Source organism: Zhongshania borealis (assembly GCF_039539625.1).
Lineage (GTDB): Bacteria > Pseudomonadota > Gammaproteobacteria > Pseudomonadales > Spongiibacteraceae > Spongiibacter > Spongiibacter borealis.
In genome coordinates this window covers 199,541-222,379 of record NZ_BAABDM010000001.1, presented here as the reverse complement: position 1 = coordinate 222,379, position 22,839 = coordinate 199,541, and the positions used below count along the sequence as shown (strand labels likewise).

The 22,839-nt window shown below is 49.8% G+C and carries 20 protein-coding genes; 6 read left to right on the top strand and 14 right to left on the bottom strand.

The genetic code is table 11. The features are described 5' to 3' along the window. Positions 1–35 precede the first annotated feature (35 nt). A complete protein-coding gene (locus tag ABD836_RS01050; protein WP_344931853.1) occupies positions 36–932 on the top strand; it encodes a LysR family transcriptional regulator in 897 nt (298 codons plus the stop codon). Between the two features lies 1 nt (position 933). Here ABD836_RS01050 and ABD836_RS01045 read toward each other — a convergent pair whose 3' ends face one another. The 5 genes from ABD836_RS01045 to ABD836_RS01025 all read right to left on the bottom strand — a co-directional run bounded on the left by ABD836_RS01045 (position 934) and on the right by ABD836_RS01025 (position 6,828). Then, positions 934–1,185, bottom strand: a complete 252-nt coding sequence (locus ABD836_RS01045; protein ID WP_344931852.1) for a hypothetical protein — start codon at positions 1,183–1,185, stop codon at positions 934–936. A 190-nt stretch (positions 1,186–1,375) separates the two neighbouring features. Beyond that, positions 1,376–2,392, bottom strand: a complete 1,017-nt coding sequence (locus ABD836_RS01040; protein WP_344931851.1) for an AraC family transcriptional regulator ligand-binding domain-containing protein — start codon at positions 2,390–2,392, stop codon at positions 1,376–1,378. Between the two features lie 274 nt (positions 2,393–2,666). Beyond that, complete coding sequence (locus tag ABD836_RS01035) at positions 2,667–3,080, bottom strand: acyl-CoA thioesterase (RefSeq protein WP_344931849.1); 414 nt, start codon at positions 3,078–3,080, stop codon at positions 2,667–2,669. Between the two features lie 283 nt (positions 3,081–3,363). After that, positions 3,364–5,511: a 3-hydroxyacyl-CoA dehydrogenase NAD-binding domain-containing protein gene (locus tag ABD836_RS01030; RefSeq protein ID WP_344931848.1), complete on the bottom strand. Its 2,148-nt coding sequence runs from the start codon at positions 5,509–5,511 to the stop codon at positions 3,364–3,366. A gap of 108 nt (positions 5,512–5,619) precedes the next feature. Continuing rightward, a complete protein-coding gene (locus ABD836_RS01025; RefSeq protein WP_344931847.1) occupies positions 5,620–6,828 on the bottom strand; it encodes an acetyl-CoA C-acetyltransferase in 1,209 nt (402 codons plus the stop codon). Between the two features lie 346 nt (positions 6,829–7,174). Between ABD836_RS01025 and ABD836_RS01020 the strand changes: the two genes are divergently transcribed. Continuing rightward, the gene (locus tag ABD836_RS01020) at positions 7,175–8,737 is read left to right on the top strand and encodes a long-chain-fatty-acid--CoA ligase (protein WP_344931846.1); all 1,563 of its coding nucleotides are present in this window, start codon (positions 7,175–7,177) and stop codon (positions 8,735–8,737) included. Positions 8,738–8,774: 37 nt separating this feature from the next. On the opposite strand, the gene ABD836_RS01015 is transcribed toward ABD836_RS01020, so the two are convergent. Both ABD836_RS01015 and ABD836_RS01010 read right to left on the bottom strand, forming a co-directional pair. Beyond that, complete coding sequence (locus tag ABD836_RS01015) at positions 8,775–9,695, bottom strand: alpha/beta hydrolase (RefSeq protein ID WP_344931845.1); 921 nt, start codon at positions 9,693–9,695, stop codon at positions 8,775–8,777. Positions 9,696–9,732: 37 nt separating this feature from the next. Further along, positions 9,733–10,194, bottom strand: coding sequence for a hypothetical protein (locus tag ABD836_RS01010; RefSeq protein ID WP_344931844.1), 462 nt, complete (start codon positions 10,192–10,194; stop codon positions 9,733–9,735). Positions 10,195–10,705: 511 nt separating this feature from the next. Between ABD836_RS01010 and ABD836_RS01005 the strand changes: the two genes are divergently transcribed. Both ABD836_RS01005 and recQ read left to right on the top strand, forming a co-directional pair. Then, positions 10,706–11,248, top strand: coding sequence for a DUF2058 domain-containing protein (locus ABD836_RS01005; RefSeq protein ID WP_344931843.1), 543 nt, complete (start codon positions 10,706–10,708; stop codon positions 11,246–11,248). Between the two features lie 147 nt (positions 11,249–11,395). After that, positions 11,396–13,546 carry a DNA helicase RecQ gene (recQ, locus tag ABD836_RS01000; RefSeq protein ID WP_344931841.1) on the top strand — a complete coding sequence of 717 codons (2,151 nt, stop codon included), beginning with the start codon at positions 11,396–11,398 and terminating at the stop codon, positions 13,544–13,546. A 290-nt stretch (positions 13,547–13,836) separates the two neighbouring features. Here recQ and ABD836_RS00995 read toward each other — a convergent pair whose 3' ends face one another. From ABD836_RS00995 to ABD836_RS00980, 4 genes are all read right to left on the bottom strand, one after another. Further along, positions 13,837–14,769: a hypothetical protein gene (locus ABD836_RS00995; protein ID WP_344931840.1), complete on the bottom strand. Its 933-nt coding sequence runs from the start codon at positions 14,767–14,769 to the stop codon at positions 13,837–13,839. 4 nt (positions 14,770–14,773) lie between these two features. Continuing rightward, positions 14,774–16,090, bottom strand: coding sequence for a glycosyltransferase family 2 protein (locus tag ABD836_RS00990; protein WP_344931839.1), 1,317 nt, complete (start codon positions 16,088–16,090; stop codon positions 14,774–14,776). Between the two features lie 584 nt (positions 16,091–16,674). Further along, complete coding sequence (locus ABD836_RS00985; RefSeq protein ID WP_344931838.1) at positions 16,675–17,388, bottom strand: YebC/PmpR family DNA-binding transcriptional regulator; 714 nt, start codon at positions 17,386–17,388, stop codon at positions 16,675–16,677. Positions 17,389–17,470: 82 nt separating this feature from the next. Beyond that, complete coding sequence (locus ABD836_RS00980; RefSeq protein ID WP_344931837.1) at positions 17,471–17,890, bottom strand: DUF3010 family protein; 420 nt, start codon at positions 17,888–17,890, stop codon at positions 17,471–17,473. 758 nt (positions 17,891–18,648) lie between these two features. Between ABD836_RS00980 and ABD836_RS00975 the strand changes: the two genes are divergently transcribed. Further along, complete coding sequence (locus tag ABD836_RS00975) at positions 18,649–19,569, top strand: glutaminase (RefSeq protein ID WP_344931836.1); 921 nt, start codon at positions 18,649–18,651, stop codon at positions 19,567–19,569. Positions 19,570–19,627: 58 nt separating this feature from the next. Here the strand turns inward: ABD836_RS00975 and efp are convergent, their stop codons facing one another. Further along, on the bottom strand, positions 19,628–20,200 hold the full coding sequence (gene efp, locus ABD836_RS00970; RefSeq protein WP_344931835.1) for an elongation factor P: 573 nt from the start codon (positions 20,198–20,200) through the stop codon (positions 19,628–19,630). Between the two features lie 50 nt (positions 20,201–20,250). Then, positions 20,251–21,381: an elongation factor P maturation arginine rhamnosyltransferase EarP gene (gene earP / locus ABD836_RS00965; protein ID WP_344931834.1), complete on the bottom strand. Its 1,131-nt coding sequence runs from the start codon at positions 21,379–21,381 to the stop codon at positions 20,251–20,253. Positions 21,382–21,585: 204 nt separating this feature from the next. On the opposite strand from earP, the gene ABD836_RS00960 reads away from it, so the two are divergent. Continuing rightward, positions 21,586–22,062 (top strand): Lrp/AsnC family transcriptional regulator, encoded by a 477-nt coding sequence (locus ABD836_RS00960; RefSeq protein ID WP_344931833.1) that lies wholly within the window; start codon positions 21,586–21,588, stop codon positions 22,060–22,062. A gap of 3 nt (positions 22,063–22,065) precedes the next feature. Here ABD836_RS00960 and ABD836_RS00955 read toward each other — a convergent pair whose 3' ends face one another. Beyond that, positions 22,066–22,821, bottom strand: coding sequence for an SDR family NAD(P)-dependent oxidoreductase (locus ABD836_RS00955; RefSeq protein ID WP_344931832.1), 756 nt, complete (start codon positions 22,819–22,821; stop codon positions 22,066–22,068). Between the last annotated feature and the right edge of the window lie 18 nt (positions 22,822–22,839).

Here is a 22,839-nt window from a genome sequence, read left to right as displayed (position 1 = left end):
TCATAATAAGCAGCGTTTATTTAATGGTTGGCAGCATGATCACGAGCAAGATTGATTTGAATTTATTTGTCGTCTTCGAAGCCATTTACGCTCAGCAAAGCCTGACCCGCGCCGCGGGGGTACTGCATGTAACTCAACCTGCGGTGAGCAGCTCCCTTGCAAAATTACGCAGCATCTTTGACGACCCACTCTTTGTTCGTAGCCCTAGCGGCATGAACCCAACGCCATTGGCGCGGCAATTAATTGGCACCGTGCGCGATTCCCTCAAAAATCTTGATATCTGTGTGGCCGCCCGGATCGGTTTTGATCCAGCAAGCAGCACGCGAACCTTCCGTATTCACGCCACCGAAAATGCTGAACTCATTTTATTGCCAGAATTACTCAGCCTACTTGCCATACAAGCACCGGAAACCAATCTCGAAGTGATTTTTATGGACCGCCGCGAGGTCGCCTTTGCGCTCGCCAGTGGTAATATCGATCTCGCCATTGATGCGCCATTGCTCAGCCACCCTGAGCTAATCAGTCAGCCGCTTTACGCCGACGACTACAGCTGTGTAATGCGTAATGGCCATGCCTTGAGTAAAAGTGAATTAAACTTAAGCAAATTCGTCGACAGTCGTCATATCCATGTCTCGAGTCGACTAAGCGGTTCTGGTCATATCGATTTAGCCTTGCGCTCAATCGGCGAGCAACGGCGTATCGCGCTGCGCTTGCAACACTACGCAGCCCTACCCGCACTTTTGCAGCAATCTGATTTTATCGCCGCAATACCCGCCAGTATTGCCAAGCACTGGCAAGTTCACAGCAGAGCACTGCCCTTTGCCGCGCCAAAATTAGAACTGCGTTTATTCCACCATAAAAGCGCCAGCCACGACCCGGCCCTACTGTGGCTGCGAGACTTGTTTAGCCAAGGTAGCGCTAATCTGCGCTAGCCTAGCGCCTGGAACGCAGGTTCAGTAAAGCCGTCCGGCGCCTGTCAGTATCGATGGCAGCCTCTTCAATCAGCCCCAAGCCCAGACCGGTTTTACCGCTGCAGGTCATACCAATAATAACGGCGTGTGTCGTTAGGTCTTTGGAGTGGTAGAGCAGCGACTCGCTATTGCGCTTTCCGGAAGCGGCAATTCGTCGACCAAGATAAAATGCACCTAGTTTTTCATAGGCTTTAACATCACTGCCTGCCGCCATACGCTACCCCATTGAAATTCAGTTATCCGCGCCGAGCTCACAGAACACGGCAATTTAAGACTGAATTACAAAGTAGTTGGAATTTGGACGCCGCACAAGCAAGCAAGCGGCAGGTAAAAATAAATCGGTGTGGGCGGCGCAAAATGCCGCCGCTAAATGAACAAGGTAAAACGGATGTACAGTGTCGCGCTCAGTTTAAAATATGTTGACTCATTCGATAGCGTCCCGGCGCCTGACCAAACCAGCGCTTAAAGGCTTTTTGAAATGCACTTTGATCGCTAAAGCCCAGTTCAGCCGAGATATCTAACAAACCCATATTACCGTCGCTAATCAGTTTTTTAGAACGCTGTTTGCGGGCATCATCAACCAAACCTTTAAAATTGGTTTCAGTATTGTTCAAGCGGCGCTGCAGTGTCCGTGAGGCCAAACCAAGCTCAGCAGCAACATCTTCCAGTTTCGGCATGCCCTCAGGCAATTGCCTAACAATGCACTCTAGAACATCTTTAACAATACGGTCGACCATCTGTAAATTGGCTAATTCCGCGCGAGCAGCTTGCACCAGTGAACTGTGGATCGCGCTGTGAGGGAAACGACTTGGCCGATCAAGGAAGTGACTGTCGATGATAACGCAATTGGCTGTGCTGTTATAATGCACTGGGGCGTCGATAATATTTTCAATTTCCATACAGTCACTGGGACCGCTGTGGCTAAAATGAATTTCGCGCTTGCTACACCAGCGGTCAAGAACAGGCTTATTTACTTGATACCAGCTGGTAAAAAAGAACTCCACCAATTGCCTAGATGGCTGCTGGCGCGGTGGCACGACCCAACTCAGGCACGAGAGATTATCATCAAGTTCTGCGAATTCAACATCACCATGGTCAATTAACAGTCTGGAAAAATCCACCACCGCATTCACCGCCTCGCGGGTACTAGGCGCACTCATACCAAGATAACTCACCATACCCCAGGCTTGCTTAGAGCTATGCGCGCCAGCGTGTGCGCCTAAGTAGGGATCTGCGAGCAATTGACTACCAGCATCAAGCATCATCTCAAACAGTCGCAGAGGAAAGCGGCCATGCTCGGTAATATGCTCTTCCGGCTTAAGCCGCATAATGGCGTGCAATTGACTCGGCCGAACTCCCTGACTATTGAGGTAGGCCAATAAACTGTCTAAATATTCGACGCAAACTGTAGGTAATCGCAAGACGGTACCCTCATTATTTTTAATTTTTAGCGCAAGGCAGAAAAACCGCGGAAAGCTTCAGTACTAGAGCAAATACCGCACAAGCAGAATAACAAGAATTACGGGGGGCGAGAGCGAAAGTAATATCATTTTAGGCCATTTTTTATTATCATTTCCGTCCATACGGGGTACTAACTCCCATCAAGTTAGCGATGAGACAACTCCTGTGGAGACGAAAACAAAGACCAGATCGCTGCGCACGATACAGCACAAATGAGAACTCGTTAAAGCGCGATTAGCGCCGATCGATGCGCAAAAAGCCAAGCATTTCACTTTTTAAGGCATCGGGAGATATTGTTGGCATTGCCGCGACAACTCCGTCGACTAGAAAAACCATGACGCAACTGCCAACCGCGAGCAAGCGCCCTGCCTGATAGAAGCGACAACCCAATGTGCAGCTGCGCTTGGCGAGCTCGGTCACCGACAATTCTAATTCAACACAACTATTCGCTAGGCAAGCATTTAAGTAATCAAACTGCAGTGATTGCTGCTGCCACATCGGCGTCTGATTCACATTAGGAAACTCAAAAAAGCATTCGTCTAAATAGGCCTTAGCCGCCTCTTCAAACCAGTCGTTTATTACCGCGTTCTTTACCCGCCCGCGCTCATCGCATTCATCAATACCGGCGGTAAACTGCTTATTTCGCATGTTCCTCACTTACAGCCGATCATACAGCCGGCCATTTTCTTTAGCCGCACACATCACGACCTATGAGGCAGAACTGTAAACACTCCGTAAGCAAAGGCACAGGTCGGTAGACGTCACCGCTTGTCTATTTACGTCACTGTACAGGGCAGGCGCAAAACCACTGTATAGCCGCAAAAAAGGCGCAGAGCGTGCTTGAGAGATAATTTATTACGGGGAAGCAAAGCGAGGAAAAACGCAAACAAAGAGACCAAGCATGGGCTTGGCCTCCCTTTATTAGCCAATCTTAGGCGAACAACTCGCCCTTCTCAGCTTTATCTAGCAAGACTTGAGGTGGCTCAAATCGTTCGCCATACTTTTCGGCCAACACCGCGAGGCGGGTCGCGAATTTCTTCAGGCCGTAGGTATTAACATATTGCAAGACACCACCGGTATAGGGCGGAAAGCCAATCCCCATGATCGAACCAATATTGGCGTCGGCCACGTTATTCATGACCCCTTCTTGATAACAACGCAGAGACTCAACAATCTGTCTAAATAGCAGACGATCTTTAATGTCATCATTTGGCAGGCTAACGGCTTTGTTATAGTGCCAATTGTAGATCTCTGGCCACAGGAATTTTTCCCCGTCAGCAGGATACTCGTAGTAACCACCACCATGAGCACGACCGCCACGCCCAAACTCGTTGAGCATTTTGCTGGCCAGACGATATGCTGCAGTATCCGCTGCGTAGTTATCGCCATTACGCTTATCTAATTCGCGGTTGGTGTCGGTGGCCTTAACGGCAAGCTGCTGACTTACTTCATCTTGCACCGCTAATGGCCCTACTGGCATACCAATCGCTTTGCCAATGTTTTCAATTACTACCGGATCAACCCCCTCTTCGAGCAATAAGGCGCCTTCATCGATATAGGTAGCGAACACGCGAGAGGTAAAGAAACCACGCGAGTCATTAACAACAATCGGCGTTTTCTTAATCTGCTGACTGTAATCGAAAGCCCGCGCCAAGGTTTCATCGGAGGTTTTGTCACCAACAATGATTTCGACCAGGGGCATTCTGTCGACCGGTGAAAAGAAGTGAATACCAATAAAATTCTCTGGCTTCAGCGATGGCTCAGCAAGTAAAGTAATCGGCAATGTTGAGGTGTTAGACCCCCAGACGCCGTCCTCAGCCAACATTGGCTCGAGCTCCTTGGTGATCTTGTGCTTGAGCTCGACATTCTCAAATACCGCCTCAATGATCAAGTCGCAGCCACGTAAAGCATCAGCCTCTGCAGAGGGCGTGATTAAATTGAGCGTGCTTAGCTTTTGCTCTTCGGTCATCCGTCCTTTGGCAACGCGTTTGCTAAGCAATTTATCGGTATAAGTCTTACCTTTGTCGGCAGCGTCTTGGCTAATATCTTTTAATACCACCTCAATACCGGCCATGGCAGAAACATAGGCAATACCCTGCCCCATCATGCCCGCGCCTAAAATGCCGACTTTTTTGACCTTGGTCTTAGGCACTGACTTCGGTCGACTGCCGCCGCCATTCACCTGATTCATCTGCAAAAAGAAGGTCATCAAGTTCTTTGCGCTTGGCTCGGTGAGCAAACTGATAAACGTGCGTGTTTCGACCAGCTGAGCGGTATCGAAATCCATTTTCAGCGTGCCAGCAATCACGTCCAAAATTTTAATCGGCGCAGGCACAAGACCTTTACTCTTCTGGAAAATCATCGGGTTTGCACCCTGAATCATTTGCGCGATAGCCGGCTTACGTAGATCGCCACCTGGAATCTTAAAGCCTTTTACATCCCAAGGATTTTGCGCGGTTGGATTCGCGCTAATCCAGACCTTGGCCTTGGCCATCATGTCGTCAACATCACTCGCCAATTCGTCGACAAAACCATTCGCCAACGCTTTTTGCGCGTTAAATCGCGTTCCTTCTAGCAGCGGCATAATCGCCCGCTCAACACCAAATTTACTTACTAAACGAACGACACCACCGCCGCCAGGTAGCAGACCTAAACTCACCTCAGGCAACCCGACCTGCACCGCCTTGCTGTCTAAGGCCACGCGATAATGGCAGGCTAAACAGATTTCATAACCACCGCCGAGTGCGGCGCCATTTATTGCCGCGACCACTGGCTTGCCCAGTTTTTCTATACGACGCAGCTGATCCTTAATCTTTAAGTTGGTCTCAAACATGGCGACTTCATCGTCACCCGGCTGGATGGTCAACATTCCTTTAATATCACCACCCGCAAAAAACGTGCTTTTTGCGGAGGTAATAATCACGCCAGCAATACTATCGCGCTCGGCCTCAAGGCGATCTACTGTCTCAGCCATTAACGTAAAGTATTCATCATTCATCGCATTTACCGGACCATTCATATCCATGGTTACGGTAACGATATTGTCGCTGTCTTTTTGGTAATTAAATGTGCCAGTCATTGTTATTTCATCCTGTCTAATTTTGCTGAACGCGTAGCGGCAAATACAAAACCCTGCCCCAAGGCCCTATTGTTTGCGGGCCTTGGCTTCATTATTTACGCGATCCGATTAAAGCCGTTCAATAATGGTTGCGATACCCATGCCACCACCAACACAAAGGGTGATAAGGCCAAAGCGTTTGTCGCGACGTTCTAATTCATCGAGAACCGTACCCACCAACATACCGCCCGTTGCGCCCAGCGGATGTCCCATGGCAATGGCGCCACCGTTTACATTGATCTTATCCCAAGGAATATTGGTGTCCTGCTGGAAACGCATAGCAACAGATGCAAAAGCCTCGTTAATTTCGACCAGATCGATGTCTTCGATCTTCATACCCGCCTTTTGCAAAACTTTCCAGGTAGCGGGTGCCGGACCGGTTAACATGATAGTGGGCTCGGTGCCGATTACTGCCGTTGCAACTACGCGGCCCCGGGCTTTAAGGCCCATTTTTTCGCCGGCAGCTGCGCTACCGATCAACACGGCTGACGCACCATCAACGATGCCTGACGAATTACCGGCGTGGTGAACGTGATTTATTTTGGCAACTTGCGGGTATTTGCTTATAGCAATATCGTCAAAACCGATGCTACCCATCATTTCAAAGGACGGACGCAAACCCGCTAAACTTTCAATTGTTGTTCCCGGCTTAATGAAGTCGTCGCGCTGTAAAATCGTCATTCCATTTACGTCTTTAACCGGCATTACTGAACGATCAAAGAAGCCCGCTTCGCGCGCGGCTGTAGCCTTAGCCTGAGAACCTACCGCAAACTCATCGAGCATAGTGCGACTAAAACCAGCGAGGGTAGCAATTAAATCCGCGCCAATACCCTGAGGAACAAAGACGGTATCAGTGGCTATTTGCGGATCTTCTGCCCACGCGCCACCACTGCTACCCATCGCCACTCGCGACATACATTCAATACCACCAGCAACGACCAGATCTTCCCAGCCTGACGCAATTTTCATTGCTGCCAAATTCACAGCTTCAAGGCCAGAAGCGCAAAACCGGTCTAGCTGCACACCAGCGACTGACTCAGCCCAGCCCGCTTTTAAAACTGCAGTTTTCGCAATACAAGCGCCTTGCTCTCCGACTGGCGTAACGCAGCCCATGACCACATCATCAACCAATTGCGTATCAATATCGTGGCGATCGCGCAGACCGTTAAGCAAACCAGCCAATAAATCTACCGGCTTTACTTGGCTTAACGGCGAACCCATTTTTCCCTTCGCTCTTGGCGTACGAACGGCATCGTAAATATAAGCTGTGTTACTCATGTTAGCGTCCCAAGTTATTTTATTCGCATGTGGCGTGGTGTATGTGGGCCATAGATTGCACCCCCAGCAAATGAATCACAATGATATGTAGTGACACATGATAGACATTTTATTACAAAGTTAAGATACCAAGAAGAGCCAGATAAGAGTGAAAAACATCTCAACTATAGACAGTGCTACAGAGTTTTAGCGGCAAGTAAACACAGAGATGCGCATCACGTGATTGTCTTTAGACGCCACCAAAGGCAGCCCACCTATTTATTTCGTGGCGCTAATACTAGGCATAACCGCCCTGGCAATTTAAAGTAGGGCGTAATAAAAGCAAAACAGCTAAATGGAGCACGGCATGCTGATACATCAGTTTTTTGACTACCACACGCGACGAAATCCAGAACACCAATGCCTATTATTCCAAGGTAAATCCTTTAACTACGCAGCCATTGCGGCGGAATCTATCCGGATTGCCAACGGTCTTCGCGATCAGGGCATTGACCGCAATGACCGGGTTGCCACACTCTGCGAAAACTGCCCTGAAGTGCTAACAATTATCTTAGCGTGCAGCCGCATCGGCGCAGTTGCAGTACCACTCAATTACCGACTTGCTGCCCCTGAAGTAGCTTATATCCTGAATGACGCACAAGCAAAAATTCTAATCGCCCCTGACATGGCCTTAGTTGATTTATTGACAAGTATTCGCCCCCTTGCTGACCCGGCGCTACCGATTATCGCCGCCAGCGCCCAAGGCGCAGAGAATTGGCAGCACTGGCTTAGCCAATATCAAGACACCGCTCAATTTACAGATGAAATTGACGCGAATGCCGGCATCCTGCAGCTGTACACCAGTGGTACAACGGGTAGACCGAAGGGCGTAGTCTCCAGCCAACGCAATATTATCGCGCTGTACATATCGAGCTCTACCTCAGTGTCGGTGAAGGCTGGACCGGGAACACGAGACCTAGTTTGCGCACCAAACTTCCACATCGGTGGTGTCGGCACCCTGCTGCTCCCGGTTCTTGCGGGTGCCAGCGTGGTATTGCATAGCAGCTTTAACCCCATGGCCGTGGTCGACGATTTAGAGAAACATAAAATCGACAATATGTTCATTGTCCCTGCCATGATTATGGCCATACTCGACTATGTGCCGAATATTGAACAGCGCGACTTTAGTTCGCTGCGCCAACTACTTTACGGCGCGTCCCCCATTAGTACCGGCCTGTTAGAGCGAGCGCTCAAGATTTTTAAATGCGACTTTTATCAATGCTACGGCATGACCGAAACCACCGGGACTATTGTGTCCTTATCACCCGAAGATCATATCCGCGCTCTGCGCGACCAACCCGAACTTCTGCAATCCTGTGGACGCCCCCAAGCGGGGGTTGAAGTAAAAGTAGTCGACGCCCAAGGCAACACTTTAGGAATAGGCGAAACCGGCGAGCTTTTGATTCATTCTGAAGCCAATATGCTGTGCTATTACAATCGCGAACAAGCCACGGCGGAAACCCTGCAAGACGGCTGGATACACACCGGCGACTCCGCGCTTATCGACGAACACGGTTACATTTTCCTGCGCGACCGCATCAAAGATATGATTGTCAGTGGCGGCGAGAATATTTACCCCATCGAAATCGAAAACATTCTAAGCCAACATCCTGCGATTGGTGATGTTGCCGTGATTGGCGTGCCCTGCACCAAATTCGGCGAAACGCCGCTCGCTTGCGTCGTTCTGAAGCCAGAGCAAAGTTTAGACGAGGCCGAAATGATTGAGTTTTGCAGGGGGCAATTGGCGGGCTACAAAATACCCCGGCAATTGAAAATATTTGATGTGCTACCGCGCAATCCGTCGGGGAAATTACTTAAGAAAGACTTACGCATGCCCTTTTGGGAAGGACATGCACGAGGAATAAATTAAGCGCTAAGCCCGCCAACAAGCCCAAACCCCGCCCATCTCAATCCTCGATGGGCGACCCGGCTTCCCGGCCAAACAGCGCCGCTAACCAAGCGCAAATTTCCATCATGCCTTCTTTATGACGACGTGTTGGCCCCTGCAAACCAATAAAGCCATGAGCAGCGCCCGGATAAAGACTATGGCTTACAGTCACACCCTGTTCAGTTAATCGCTCAGCATACGCGATACCCTCGTCACGCAGCGGATCGTGCTCGGCGGTAATCACCAGTGCAGGTGGTTGCTGACTGAGGTCACCCTCAGTCAACGGTGTTGCGAGCCGGTGACGCACCTCTCCTGCTGCAAGCACGGAGCTATTCGCCAAATAGCTGTCCCAAAACCACTGCATTAACGGTTTCGTCAGCACAGGGCCTTTAGCATTTTCGTTATACGACTCGAAACCAGCTGAATAGTGGTCTGTTACCGGGTAGATCAAAACTTGCCCTTTTACCAAACCTGGCAATGCAGTCGCGGCCTGAATACTCGTTACAGCGGCAAGGTTTCCGCCGGCGCTATCACCCGCAACAACAATAGAGTCGGGTCGACCACCATAAAGTTCGATATGCTCCGCGACCCAAGCTAGCGCGGCAAGACAGTCTTCTGGTGCGGCCGGAAACGGGTATTCGGGTGCAAGCCGGTAGTCTACGGCCACCACAATCGTATCGCTGCGGTCGCATAAATCTCTGCACATTGGGTCGTAGGTCGCAATATCACCAACCACCCAACCACCACCATGGAAATACACAACAACGGGATATGGGCCATCACCCGGTGGCAAATACAGCCGCAGCGGAATGGGCTGTTGTGTTGATTCAACAGCGAGATCCAGCGTTGCAATGTGCTTTGCCGTTTTACCCAACCACGCAAAGCGTGCTGAACTCTTAATAAACTTGCGGATTACTAACGTTTTTATTTTGTTTTTCATCGGCCCACCATGGCTCGCTGATATGATATTCCGGCGCCTAGGAGGCACCAGTACTTAGGTCGCGACCGTTACCACCCTCGCGGAGATAATTTTTGCTGTTAACCCAGCCACTGGGGGTATAAAAACCCCATTTCCGAATTTTGGGGCCGGTAATAAATAAGGTCAAGCTATCTTCTGACAACAGCAATAAGCGGTGCGGTGCGCGCCCCAAGCGCGCAGTTAGGGTACCCGTTGGCAAGACTCGCTCGCCATTGGGCATCTCTTCCAAAATTTCACCGCGCAAGACCATCGAATAATTAAACAGCCAAGGGTGATCATGTAGATTTACGTCGGGGTCATTACCAGTGACGTGATGAAGATAGACATTAAACAGGCGATTGCGCGGTATTACATGCCAGCGGCGCAAATAGTCTGTGCCAATCACCTTGGTTGGCACTCGACGCGTAATTTGCGCTGCCTTTGCCTGTAGGCGAGAAAGTAAAAAAGCCGGTACGTGCATATAACTCTGTCTCAACTCAGTGAACTGCGCGCATAGTATCATTCCAAGAGCACGACTTAAAAACATCCCCCCTCGAACAACAAAATGGTTCGCGAACTTAAGGCATCATATTGCACGTAATGTGCAGATCAGCAAGGCCACTCATCGCACAATCAACGTATGACTATTCGCTACAAACTCGCCGCTGCATGGCAAAGGGGTTTTCGCGCAAAATTTGATAATCGCCCGTCAACGCATTAAGCAGTGGAAAGTACTGATCCCGGTAGTAAGCATGATCAAACCGTGCCAGGGGCATTGAGGTACATCACGCTCACTTTTATCATTAGCCCCCTGCCCGATCATTCCTATGCCAACTCAACCTTTACCTTGCTGGGCAGACTTTTATAGTGCCGGCGCGCAGTTTTTATCAACAAGCACTGTCGCGGAGCAAGTACTATTGGGAAGTTTTTCCAAGCTCTAACCGCAATAATCACTTAGAATAGCGGCATCCTCATCAGACAAGAGGCCTAGCATGGCATCCTTACAAGAACAGCTACTCAAAGCGGGTATGGTCGACGAGAAAAAGGCCAAGAAACTCAAGCAAGAAAAACGCAAACAAGCCAAGCAACCCAAAGGCACCGTAGTTGTTAACGAAACCAAGGAGGCTGCACAACGGGCTCTGGCAGAAAAAGCTGAGCGTGACCGCGAACTCAACCGTTTACGTCAGTTTGAAGCCGACAAAAAAGCTATTCAAGCCCAGATCGTTCAGCTAATTACGCTGAACCGCATAGACCGTAAAAAGGGTGAAATCGCCTACCAGTTCACCGACGGCAAAAAAATCAAAAAAGTATTTGTCGACAGCCTACTGCAGAATCAACTGGTCAAGGGCATTATTGCGCTGGTTAAGCTCAAAGATGGCTACGAACTAGTACCGGCGGCCATTGCAGACAAAATCGCCCAGCGCGATCCTTCAATGATCTTGGTACACAACACCATGGCCGCCAGCACTGTTGCCGCGGTCGAAGAAGACGACCCCTATGCGGCCTACCAGATTCCAGACGATTTGATGTGGTAAACAAAAAAATAGCGCATGAAATAGGGATATATACTCCTATTTCATGCGCCGCAAACCCGAGCAATAAACCCCAAAATTTTGCGCCACACGCTGCGCGACTGCCACTCCCCGTGGTGTATCTCAGAGGTCGACATTCAAAACATTGACATGAACACAGCAAATCACGCCGATACCAACGCTAGTCAAAGCAGCGCGCTACATGTCCTGCAAAGCGTTTACGGCTACGAGTCCTTCCGTAATCAGCAGGCCGACATTGTCGATCATGTCATTCTGGGCGGCGATGCACTGGTGCTAATGCCCACCGGCGGCGGTAAATCCCTGTGTTTTCAGGTGCCGGCGTTAGTCCGCGAAGGCACCGCGATTGTTATTTCACCCTTGATCGCACTAATGCAAGACCAAGTCATGGCCCTGCGCCAAAACGGCATCAAGGCGGCTTTTTTAAATTCCAGCCTCAATGGCATGGAAGTCAATGAAGTCGAAAACCAGCTGATGAACGGCGAACTGGAGCTACTGTATATTGCACCGGAACGGCTAATGATGCCGCGTATGCTACAGCTACTCGACAATGCGCCGCTGTCCTTATTTGCGATAGACGAAGCCCACTGTGTATCCCAGTGGGGCCACGACTTTCGGCCTGAATACATCAAGCTCACGGTGCTCCACGAGCGATTCCCTGACACCCCGCGCGTCGCCCTCACCGCCACCGCCGACGGACCAACTCAGCGGGAGATTATCGAGCGGTTGTCGCTGCACAATGCGCGGGTATTTAATGACGGCTTTGACCGACCTAATATTCGTTACCGCATAACTGAAAACCAAGGCACCGCGCGGGAAAACTTACTGCGCTTTATTCTCAATGAACACGAGGGTGAAGCCGGTATTGTCTACTGCCTATCACGCAAAAAAGTCGACGAAATCGCACTCTGGCTAAGTGGCAAGGGCATGACCGCCCTGCCCTACCATGCCGGCATGAGCAATGAGCAACGCCAACAACATCAGGAGCGTTTTCTCCGCGAAGACGGCGTTATTATTGTTGCGACCATCGCCTTTGGCATGGGCATAGACAAACCCGATGTGCGCTTCGTTGCCCATTTAAATCTGCCCAAAAGCATCGAAGCCTATTACCAGGAAACCGGCCGCGCCGGCCGCGACGGCCAACCCGCTGACGCATGGATGGCTTACGGCCTGCAAGATGTAATCACCCTGCGGCAAATGCAGGGCAATTCCGGGGCCGAAGAAAGCCGCAAGCGACTAGAGCAGCACAAGCTCGATGCCATGCTCGGCTTGTGTGAACTCACCACCTGCCGTCGCCAAGCCCTACTCCGCTATTTTGACGACGACTACGACCACGCCTGCGGCAATTGCGACAACTGTTTAACGCCGCCCGAAACTTGGGATGCAACCGTGGCCGCGCAAAAAGCCCTGTCTTGTGTTTACCGCACTGGCCAGCGCTTTGGCGTGAGCTATTTAGTCGATGTATTACTGGGTAAAGAGAACGAGCGCATTAGCCAATTTGGTCACGATAAAATTTCAACCTACGGCATTGGCAACGAACTCAATAACACCGAGTGGCGCACCTTGTACCGGCAGATTATCGCCAGGGGATTACTGCGGGTCGACGTAGAGGGTCATGGCAGTGTTCAGCTTACCGACACCGCGCGCCCCATTCTAAAAGGCGAAAGCCAATTAACCCTGCGCAAAATGGTGAAAGCCAACAAGAGCGAGCGCCGCAAAGCCAAGACCTACGGCGGCACCGGCAACGCCCTATTGTGGGAAGCTTTACGGGATCACCGCAAAGTACTCGCCACCGAGCAAGAGATTCCGGCGTATATGATCTTCCATGACGCCACCCTCGCCGAGATGGCCGAACGCCAGCCACAAACCCTAGAACAACTCAGCCGCGTGTCTGGCGTTGGCGAGAGCAAACTCGCTAAATATGGCGAAGGCTTTCTTGAGGTGATTCTCGCCAACCTCAACGCTCAGCCCGCCGAGGACATTAATGACACCGCCGCCACTAGCATTGCCCTGCTAAAACAAGGCAAAACCCCCGACATGATTGCTAGCGAGCGCAACCTCGCCCTCACCACGATTTACGGTCACCTCTGCCAAGGTATCGCTACCGGCGAACTCAATATTAGCGACGTGGTGAACTTAAGCGATACCGAACTCAAAGAAATTCAATTCGCCTTTGAACACAGTGAAGACGGCAAAATCAAACCCGTATACGAACTGCTCGACGGCGAGTACGACTACAATGTATTGAAGTGTGTTAAGGCGACCTTGCACAGTGGTGGCTGATTCAGCAATCAAGCACTAGCAATGACGGGTATGCCATGTGGTCAGTCATTGCTTTAACATGTTCAGGTCATTTGAACAGTTGCGGCTTTTCTACGACTTAGGCAAACACCCACATCACCAGTACTGCACGCCGTCACAGCTTGGCACAAAACCTCTGTTATAGCCCTTTCCAGCGAATCCGTTCAAGGCATCACCCCCCCTGAGCAAGCCAAACACAAACTCTAGTAACGCGAACATTCGCGGAGACCCATTTTCCGAAAATGAATTATTTATGCCGAGATGTATGGAATTCAAAAAGAGCCTATAATAGAAAATAGAAGGCTGCAATAACGATAACTATCGTCCGGCGCTCCCAAATTTGGCCCTCCAGTATTAGAGCAATACCCCTTGGATTCAAGGCCGACATTATCGTTAAACCATCCTCGTGCATTCAGCTCGAGGTAATAAAGTTCATTACGGATGCTCTCGTCAAATTCGGTTTCTATATTTTGATTGCCGGCACCCGCCAACAGTGAAAAAACCCAACTAGCATTAAATGCCGCCCCCCTATAACCCACCAATAGCAAATGTTCCTGTAACACTGGCGGACTAAAGTAGCCCATACCGTTAAAATCACTTTTAAGCATTTTTGATCGTGTCTGCAGGTTGAACCCGGTTATTTGAGGCAGCTCGTAGATAAACCGCAGAACACCACCGTTCCGCTCATTCCCATCATCTATGGGCATGCTCATCAACGCTGCAACCACTGTCCATTGCTCTGAAAAATGCCAATCTACCGATGCGTTATACGTTTCATTACCCAGTTTCTGCCTAATGCCGGCAACGCTATCAATGATTCCTTTTTCCGCTGATGCTTCAATGCGCCATTGCTCACTAAAACTATGGACGCCTCTGATTGAGGCCAGCATCGGCGACCAGTCATCGCCATCTAGAGCATGTAGACTGGCGAATACAGCGGCCTTTTCCGTAATAGCCCAATCGTAACTCAGACGCAGCACGTCAAAATTTTCGGTGCCTGCGGCCTCATCAAACCGCCAACTTCCCAGCGACAGGCCAGCCTTACTACCAGCGGAGGGCAGGTCCGCAATAACCCCCAGCAAATGTAGCCTTTGACTCGCATCGTCTGAATCTGAAATGAGCAGGTTCTCACTCTCCAGTCTCCAGGTTTCTGCATAAGCTGCTCCCGCCACAGATAACATCATGATCATTAGAAACTGTTTCATAGGTTCACCAGGATCTTTTTTGACGCAGAAGTTCACTCAGATAGCCCGCTAGGCTGGCTGGAGTAAGATACAGTTGATAAAAAAGCGAATAGATCAACATACCCAGGATGTTTTTCCTGATTTTCAATCCGTAAAGCTTGAAGATTGAGCGCTGGTGGTAATACATCAGAGCGTTACAGAGTGTCGCAAGAGGAAGCAGCAATAAAGTCATCACACCGACCAATGCATACCACTGAAAGAACAACGCACAAATGATTCCGGGAAAAAAAATGAATAAATAGCTGAAGTCAATATAGGGGAACATCAGGTTGAAATAGACGAAAGGCGTATTCAGCCTCGGCACATAGATAGCGTCTGGATACATTTTAAACGCTTCAATTAGCCCACGCGCCCATCGCCGCCTCTGTCGGAAATAAGCACTATAATTTTCAGGCACATTGGTAAATACAAAGGCATTTTCGGCGTATGACACTCGCCATCCATTCCTGGCTATACCCCAGGTCAGCACAATATCTTCGCCCATCGTATTAGGCCAGCCGCCCAGTTCTTCAAGAACTTCACGCCTATAAATTGAGAAAGCCCCCTGCGCAACCAATGTTCCCTGATATAACGACTGAGTCCGCTTGACCACTGCAATTCCCAGAAAGTAATCCCACTCTTGCAATCTGGTAATCAAACTTTTGCGGGAGTTTCGAACCAAAACAGTACCGGCCACCGCACCAGTTTTGGGTGGGCCGTCCACAAGATTGATCACCAAATTCGCCAGTGCGTCTTTAAAAAGATAGGTATCTCCATCCACCGTAATAATGTAGTCGTGGCTGGCTTGCGCTAGGCCCAAATTCAGTGCAGCTGACTTCCCACCGTTGTTGGACGCAGATATCAGTTTTATTTTGAAGTTGCCGGAGTAATTTCCACTTGCAGCTAAATGATCAACTAAGGCCGCAGTATTATCTGTGGAAGCATCGTCTATTACCAAGACCTCTACTTCTCCGGGATAGACTTGCACCAAGATAGATTCAATTGTTTTTTCAATATCCAGCGCTTCATTGTATGCCGCGATAAGGATGCTTACGCCCGGCAACACGTGATGTGGCTTATAGATGGGCCTACGATCCAGGATCAGGCTCACAACTACGAATGCACTGGCCATTCCCGGCAATAAGGCAACGCCAAGAATCATGAACCAGGCCCCGAAAGGGGTGAAAACACGGCTTAAATCCTGAATCCACGGCCAGGCTAACCACACACTGAACCCTAACCAGCCAAAGGCCAGCGCCATTGCAAATAGCAACTTGTAAGCCACAGGTACGTAAATCCGCATTGTCTGGCCTTGCGTCTGAATTCCGATAGCGTAGTGCTATTCTTAGCCTACGATCACCCTAACCAAGTTAATGCCACGGTTTAGTACAAAAGAGTGTATACCTAATTCGAGGCAATAAATTTACGACAGTGGAGTTAGATATCTGACTCGCCGCCCATTTTCCTGTCAAAAAAAACAGGTGACGCCTCAGAAGCAACTGAACCCAGGCGCTATGAGAATCATTATTTAAGCGTGATTTCCCAATGAAAATTAAGTCTCTGAACTTCAGGCGCCTAACGGATGTTGGTGAAATTGGTAGTGAGTTAGAAGGCATCGGGATTCTTTCGCTTGCACTTTTTGCTTTCGCCTAGGCTTCCATCTACGGGAAAATCTTGTTTTTTGTGGAATTCTTTTGGTACCTGCCGCGGACTGTTTTTTTGCAATCGTCTTGAGTCAGCACACAACAAGCTTATCAAGCATACCCTCTATAAAGGCTGAGCGACCTCGAGTGCAGGTTTGCTTTACCTAAAAACACAAAAGCCCCGAACACCAATGACTGGCGCCGGGGCTTTTTATTGGAAACCAACAAACTCAAATTGGCCAGTTTATAACTCGACGTTATGATAGATGTTTTGCACATCATCCAAATCATTGAGCATGTCCATAAACTTCTCAAACATCGGCACATCATCACCTTCGATGGTGGTGGTGTTCTGAGGCAAAAACTGAATTTCGTCCACATCGAAGTCATTGACGCCAAATTCGATCAAGGCTTGTTTGGCTTTGAAGTAGTCGGTATTAGGTGCAAATACCGAAATTTTACCATCTTCATTCTCGATATCGCTGACGTCCACGTCGGCTTCCATCAAGGCCTCAAGCACGCCCTCTTCGTCCTCGCCATCGAACACGAAGATCGCTGAGTGATCAAACATGTGACTAACACTGCCCTGAGTACCAATTTTACTCTTGGTTTTGGTAAAGCACAGCCGCACATCGCCAAACGTCCGATTGGCGTTATCGGTTAAGCAGTCAATAATCACCATGCAATTGCCGGGGCCATAGCCCTCGTAGCGAGACAGCGCGAAATCTTCACCGCCGCCGCCCTTGGCCTTATCGATGGCTTTTTCAATAACATGGGTAGGGACTTGGTCTTTTTTAGCTCGCTCAATCATCCCGCGCAGCGCCAAATTACCGGTTGGGTCTACCCCGCCTGCCTTGGCACATACATAAATTTCGCGTCCGTACTTACTATAGACCTTGGCCTTGGCATCTGAGGTCTTAGCCATGGAATCTTTGCGGTTTTGGTAGGCTCTGCCCATTGCGCTGCTCCGCTTTATTAACAAAGAGGCTGATTTTACAGACCAGCGTTTAGATAGGGAATCTTTTAGTCAAATTAAAGCCTTACATATGCGCCGCATAGGCAACTGTAAACGCCGCTTCCTGGAAAGCCTTTAAGCCAGTGTCTGCAAAAGGAATGGTCAAGGGGTTCTCAGCCAACGCCGCCTTTACCTCAGTAGGCGTCAATACGCGTACTTCGAGGTTGGCAATTAGCTGCAGCGCAGCTTCTAATTTGAAGCTAATAGCGCCACCGGCAAACTTGCCCTTGGGCATGCGGCCTCTAATCGCCACTGAATCCACTTTATAGTCTCCCATCAGCTGGGCGAATGCCTGCTGAAATTGCAGCAAGTCCTGACGGCTGTGGTCTTTAGGTAAACTCAGCTTTCGCACGCGGCACTCGGGCAAATTAAACTGTTGTTTGTCATAATTTAGCAAACAGACAACAGCGTCATTCGCCGTCAATTCAACACCACAAATCTTCATCGATATTCCTTTGTTTCAAAATTGAGCATGGGGTCAAAACCCAAAATCCCAGTAATTTCATATCCAGCAATTAAGACCCTACATTAAACAACGCACAATAGTTGCCGGACGATAGCAGGCAATAGGGTTCATTAGCGTCAAATAGGTCTAGCGAGACACGCTAAAAGTGCCACCATGATACGCGGGACACCCTTCAGCGGCGAGAATATTAGCAAGTAGTTTAAGCGACGTACGCGGCTTCTCGAGTTTCTAAGCAGTAAACTCGGCGGGCAGTAGAGGTTTAAGAGCTTACACTTGAGAAAAGCAGATGTATAAACGGGATGACCATAAGTATGGCTACCGGGTGCCATGACTGTAACAAGAGGTTCGGCTTAGTAATTTTTTCACGCCCAACATTGTCAATGTAACGACTAAACAAACTTACCACGTTATATCTCCCACTAAGTAAACGAGCAACTCGTCCAGAAAACTGCACGGCTAGGCCTTGGCCCGCGTGACTCAGAAGGGAGTTTGCCGACTTCTCCCGCCTTTAGGTATAGGGGATGCTGCCTTTTGTGGGCTGAATCACAGCTTTTCATTAGCAAAGCTAAGTATTGTCGTTATTTTCACAAATAGCGGAATCTAAAGCCGCGCACATTAAACGCTGCCATACTGCATAGACAATGAATATAATGGTGCAAACATGCTCCCGCGCGCGCCACTTGCGTTATAAATGCGGCGTCATAGCTAACCCGATTCCAATTAAATAGCCTAGGCCGATGCAAGACATACTCGATGAAATCTGCGCCACGATGAACGACCGCAGCGAGCGCGGTCAGGTCGCAAATTATATTCCCCAGCTCGCTTGTGTCGATCCAAATCAGTTTGGTATTAGTGTTGCACTGCCCGACGGCCAAGTATTCAGTGCCGGTGACGCCAACACCTTATTTTCTATTCAGAGCATTTCAAAGCTGTTTACGCTCACTATCGCGCTGGGGAAACTGGGCGACGCAGTTTGGTCTCGGGTTGGCCGAGAGCCGTCCGGCGACCCCTTCAACTCAATTGTGCAGTTAGAGCACGAGAGTGGCAAACCCCGCAACCCGTTTATTAACGCCGGCGCCATCGCCATAGTTGACTCGATTATGATGGGTCACCAGCCCAAAGAGACCCTAGCCGAAATACTGCAATTTGTGCGCTTTATCGCCAATGACAATAGTATTGGTATAGATGAGAAAGTAGCGCAGTCCGAACTTTTAACCGGCGACAGAAATGCTTCACTGGCGCATTTCATGGCGTCTTTTGGCCGCTTCAAAAACCCGGTTGATTGTGTTTTGGGCACCTATTTCCACCACTGCTCAATTAGCATGAGCTGCCAACAGCTGGCACAGGCGGGCTTATTTTTGGTGTCTGACGGGGTAAATTCCAGCACAGGAATACGCGTTGTATCCGCCCAGCGGGCGCGGCGCATAAACTCTCTAATGCTGATGTGCGGTCACTACGACGGTTCCGGTGAATTTGCGTACCGCGTCGGTCTGCCAGGCAAAAGTGGCGTGGGCGGAGGAATTCTGGCAGTTGCGCCGGGTAAAGCATCCATCGCAGTTTGGTCGCCGGGGCTGGATAGCATTGGCAATAGCAAACTCGGTACAGAAGCCTTAGAACTGTTAGTGCAGCACACTGGCTGGTCTGTTTTCGGCCACTGAGCCAGCTACCAACGGGAAAAAAACCGGCGAGCGCCGGTTTTCGTCATCTATATTTAGCTTAGGCCGGCGCTTTGGCGCGGCACTTGTACTCGCCATTGCGGGTATCGATCTCGATCCAATCGTCGATTTCACAGAAATCGGCCACTTTGACCACCGTACCGTTACTCAATTGCGCTGCCTTCATCACCTTGCCTGATGTATCACCACGGGCAGAACCTTCGGTGTACACAATTTGGCGAACGATGGTGGTGGGCAGGTCAACCGAGATCACCTTGCCCTCAAAGAATACCGCTTCGCATTCATCCGTCATACCATCAACGATATAGGGCAACACGCTTTCAATATCGTCTGCGCTCAATTCGTATTGGTTGAAATCTTCGTCCATAAAAACGTAAACGTCATCCGCTACGTAGGAGTAGCTTACCGTTATACGATCAAGAATAACCGGTTCGACCTTGTCTTCTGACTTGAATACTGTCTCGGTAGAAGAACCACTCAACAAGTTTTTGAGCTTCATTTTAACGATGGCGCTATTGCGACCAGATTTAGTAAATTCGGCTTTTTGAACTAGCCAGGGCTGGCCCTCGATTAGCATCACGCTATTGGGCTTCATTTCTTGTGCGGTTTTCATACTTGCATCCAAAAAAGGATTAATGGGATGCCATCAATTTCGGCTGCGTATCATAACCAGTTTTGATGAAATTGCACTAGCGAATATGCAAGATTTTCAAGTGCCGATTGTTGCCCACACCAATGCTCTGCGTGGCCCGCCAGCTCTGGCCTTGCGCCCATTATCCGCGACCAATCAATAGGGCTATTTTCGCATTGATTCCAAGCCCTCCAACAAGCCCTGAACTCAGCGCCCGATTCTTCAGATAAGCCCTCACAGTAGCGCGCTAAAAAGGCGTCTAATTTAATCAGATGAGCATCCTCTTCCTGGGGGTAAATATGCCAAATAAAAGGCCTCCCGGCCCATTGAGCTCGAACAAAGGAATCTTCGCCGCGCACAATATTAAAGTCGCAGGCCCAAAGTAATAGGTCGTAATCATCCTGGCTCAGGAATGGCAGCACCTGAATGGTCAACGCTCCCCGCCGATAAATACGGCCAGCCTGAAGTACTTCCTCCCCAATGTAACTGGTGAGTGCGGGAATAATACGCCCCTCAGGCACGAGAATATGGCTCGCGCCCTCCGCCACCAAGCCATCTAGCCAAGTCGGCAACGCGCTATTCTCATAGCAAAAAAGAGAAATTAACCGACAGTCTTCATGCGCTTCCACGCCAATGCGCAACAAAAAATCAGTCCTTGCCTGCGCGTTACCCTGAAATTCTTGGCGGCGTAGAATTAGCCCAGATTCACGCAGCAATCCGCCAGTTTGGGGACTAAACCCCGGAAAGAAAAAGTACTTTTTGAGGTTATTGCCCTGCAAAGATGGAAGACCATGACAACCCTCAACCCAGCCCTCTGCACTCAAATACTCTAGATTGAGCCACAGCGGAACGCGTTCCCGCGCCGCCATGGTGGCAATGTATTGCGTGGGCAACTCACAGGCAAAGGCTTCAATAACCACATCGGCAGTGTCCGTCGCCCGCCAGTGGATTGACCAATGGTGAATTGCGACGCCACAATGACGCTGAACGCTCAGCGTGGGATCCCCCTCGGGGTAAATCCGGCAAAAGGCCGTGACATCATCCAGCCACAGCCTAACATCCAAATCATGCTCGGCCGCCAATTGCCGGGCCAGGCGCCAACTAACACCGATATCGCCGTAATTATCGATAACTTTACAAAAAATATCCCAGCGCAAGGACATAACAAGCTGCCATATCTAGGCGGAACGCCCCGTTGGCGATCGCCCGGCCATTATGCCTAACAGTTGGACAATGAAAAATAGCACTAGGCTAAAAGCAGTGAAACCTGGCGATTCCCACCACGTAGTAAACGAGGCATACTCTTCGCATGCTAGAAACCACATAAAATAGACCGACATTTATCAGAAGAATTATAAGGAGTGCCAATGAGCGTCGATTTGAGTCGTCAGGACATAAATATTCTTAGTATTCTGCAATCTGATGCCAGCAAAACTTCGACAGAGGTGGCGGATATTGTCGGAATGTCCCAATCCCCTTGTTGGCGCCGAATAAATCGCATAGAGCAGGATGGTCTCGTTCAGAAAAAAGTCGCTCTACTCAATAGACAAGCTCTAGGCATGGATCTAGTGGTGTTTGCCACGGTTAATCTCACCACCTCAGGGCGACAGAATCTGGTGGAATTCGAATCGTCCGTTCGCAATTTCGACGAGGTAGTCGAGTGCTACACCATGACTGGGATATGGGACTATATGCTAAAGATTATTGTTAAAGACATTCGAAATTACGAGAGTTTCGTCCGAGATCGCCTCTTGGCGCTACCGATGATTCGAGAATTACACTCCCATATCGCGGTTACCGAGATTAAAAACACGACCGAATTGCCGCTTAAAACTCAGCTTTAACGCTTAGCGTAAGAACGCCTGACCACCATCAATTGGCAGAGTATGTCCGGTAATATAACTGGCGTCAGGGCCGCACAAAAACACCACTACGCGACCCACATCTTCTTCGCAGTCGCCAACACGGCCGAGTGGCACTGTACTGAGAAACGCTTCGACATCATCACTGCCACTCTCAACCCAGCGGTTCATAGCCGGTGACATCGCCAGGGGCATAATGCAGTTGACCCGGACATTGTCTTCGCCCCATTCACAGGCCGCCGCGCGGCTTAGCGCCCGTATCGCTTCTTTGGCTGCCGCATAGGCACCAAAACCAGCTGAGTCAGATCGTATTGCTGCAGAACTTGCCAGATTAACAATACTGCCATCACCGCGCAGAAAGGGGTAACAGGCTTTCATAAAGCGCAGCGTGGCCAAGGGCCCGGAATCCATTCCCTCTTGGTATTCTTCATCATTAATTTCTAGCAGGCGGCCAAGGGGAACGATCTGGGCATTGTTTACAAGAATATCGATACTGCCGAACTCGTCGACAATCTCCATTACAGCGGCATCAATATCATCAGCTTGGGTGACATCGCAAACAAACGCTTGGGCCTCACCACCGCGATGGTGAATTTCGGCGCAAGTCGCTTCCAAGGTCGCCAGTGTTCGCCCCAAAACTGCAACAACAGCACCTTCGGCAGCAAGTGCCAGCGCAATACCAGCACCAACGCCTTGACCACCACCGGTTACCACCGCGACTTTATTTTCTAAAATAGCCATACCGCCCACCCCTAGCTG

Coding starts and splice junctions, on each gene's coding strand:
- ABD836_RS01050 (WP_344931853.1), top strand. CDS start 36: ATGATCACGAGCAAGATTGATTTGAATTTATTTGTCGTCTTCGAAGCC.
- ABD836_RS01045 (WP_344931852.1), bottom strand. CDS start 1,185: ATGGCGGCAGGCAGTGATGTTAAAGCCTATGAAAAACTAGGTGCATTT.
- ABD836_RS01035 (WP_344931849.1), bottom strand. CDS start 3,080: ATGCGAAATAAGCAGTTTACCGCCGGTATTGATGAATGCGATGAGCGC.
- ABD836_RS01030 (WP_344931848.1), bottom strand. CDS start 5,511: ATGACTGGCACATTTAATTACCAAAAAGACAGCGACAATATCGTTACC.
- ABD836_RS01025 (WP_344931847.1), bottom strand. CDS start 6,828: ATGAGTAACACAGCTTATATTTACGATGCCGTTCGTACGCCAAGAGCG.
- ABD836_RS01020 (WP_344931846.1), top strand. CDS start 7,175: ATGCTGATACATCAGTTTTTTGACTACCACACGCGACGAAATCCAGAA.
- ABD836_RS01015 (WP_344931845.1), bottom strand. CDS start 9,695: ATGAAAAACAAAATAAAAACGTTAGTAATCCGCAAGTTTATTAAGAGT.
- ABD836_RS01010 (WP_344931844.1), bottom strand. CDS start 10,194: ATGCACGTACCGGCTTTTTTACTTTCTCGCCTACAGGCAAAGGCAGCG.
- ABD836_RS01005 (WP_344931843.1), top strand. CDS start 10,706: ATGGCATCCTTACAAGAACAGCTACTCAAAGCGGGTATGGTCGACGAG.
- recQ (WP_344931841.1), top strand. CDS start 11,396: ATGAACACAGCAAATCACGCCGATACCAACGCTAGTCAAAGCAGCGCG.
- ABD836_RS00995 (WP_344931840.1), bottom strand. CDS start 14,769: ATGAAACAGTTTCTAATGATCATGATGTTATCTGTGGCGGGAGCAGCT.
- ABD836_RS00990 (WP_344931839.1), bottom strand. CDS start 16,090: ATGCGGATTTACGTACCTGTGGCTTACAAGTTGCTATTTGCAATGGCG.
- ABD836_RS00985 (WP_344931838.1), bottom strand. CDS start 17,388: ATGGGCAGAGCCTACCAAAACCGCAAAGATTCCATGGCTAAGACCTCA.
- ABD836_RS00980 (WP_344931837.1), bottom strand. CDS start 17,890: ATGAAGATTTGTGGTGTTGAATTGACGGCGAATGACGCTGTTGTCTGT.
- ABD836_RS00975 (WP_344931836.1), top strand. CDS start 18,649: ATGCAAGACATACTCGATGAAATCTGCGCCACGATGAACGACCGCAGC.
- efp (WP_344931835.1), bottom strand. CDS start 20,200: ATGAAAACCGCACAAGAAATGAAGCCCAATAGCGTGATGCTAATCGAG.
- earP (WP_344931834.1), bottom strand. CDS start 21,381: ATGTCCTTGCGCTGGGATATTTTTTGTAAAGTTATCGATAATTACGGC.
- ABD836_RS00960 (WP_344931833.1), top strand. CDS start 21,586: ATGAGCGTCGATTTGAGTCGTCAGGACATAAATATTCTTAGTATTCTG.
- ABD836_RS00955 (WP_344931832.1), bottom strand. CDS start 22,821: ATGGCTATTTTAGAAAATAAAGTCGCGGTGGTAACCGGTGGTGGTCAA.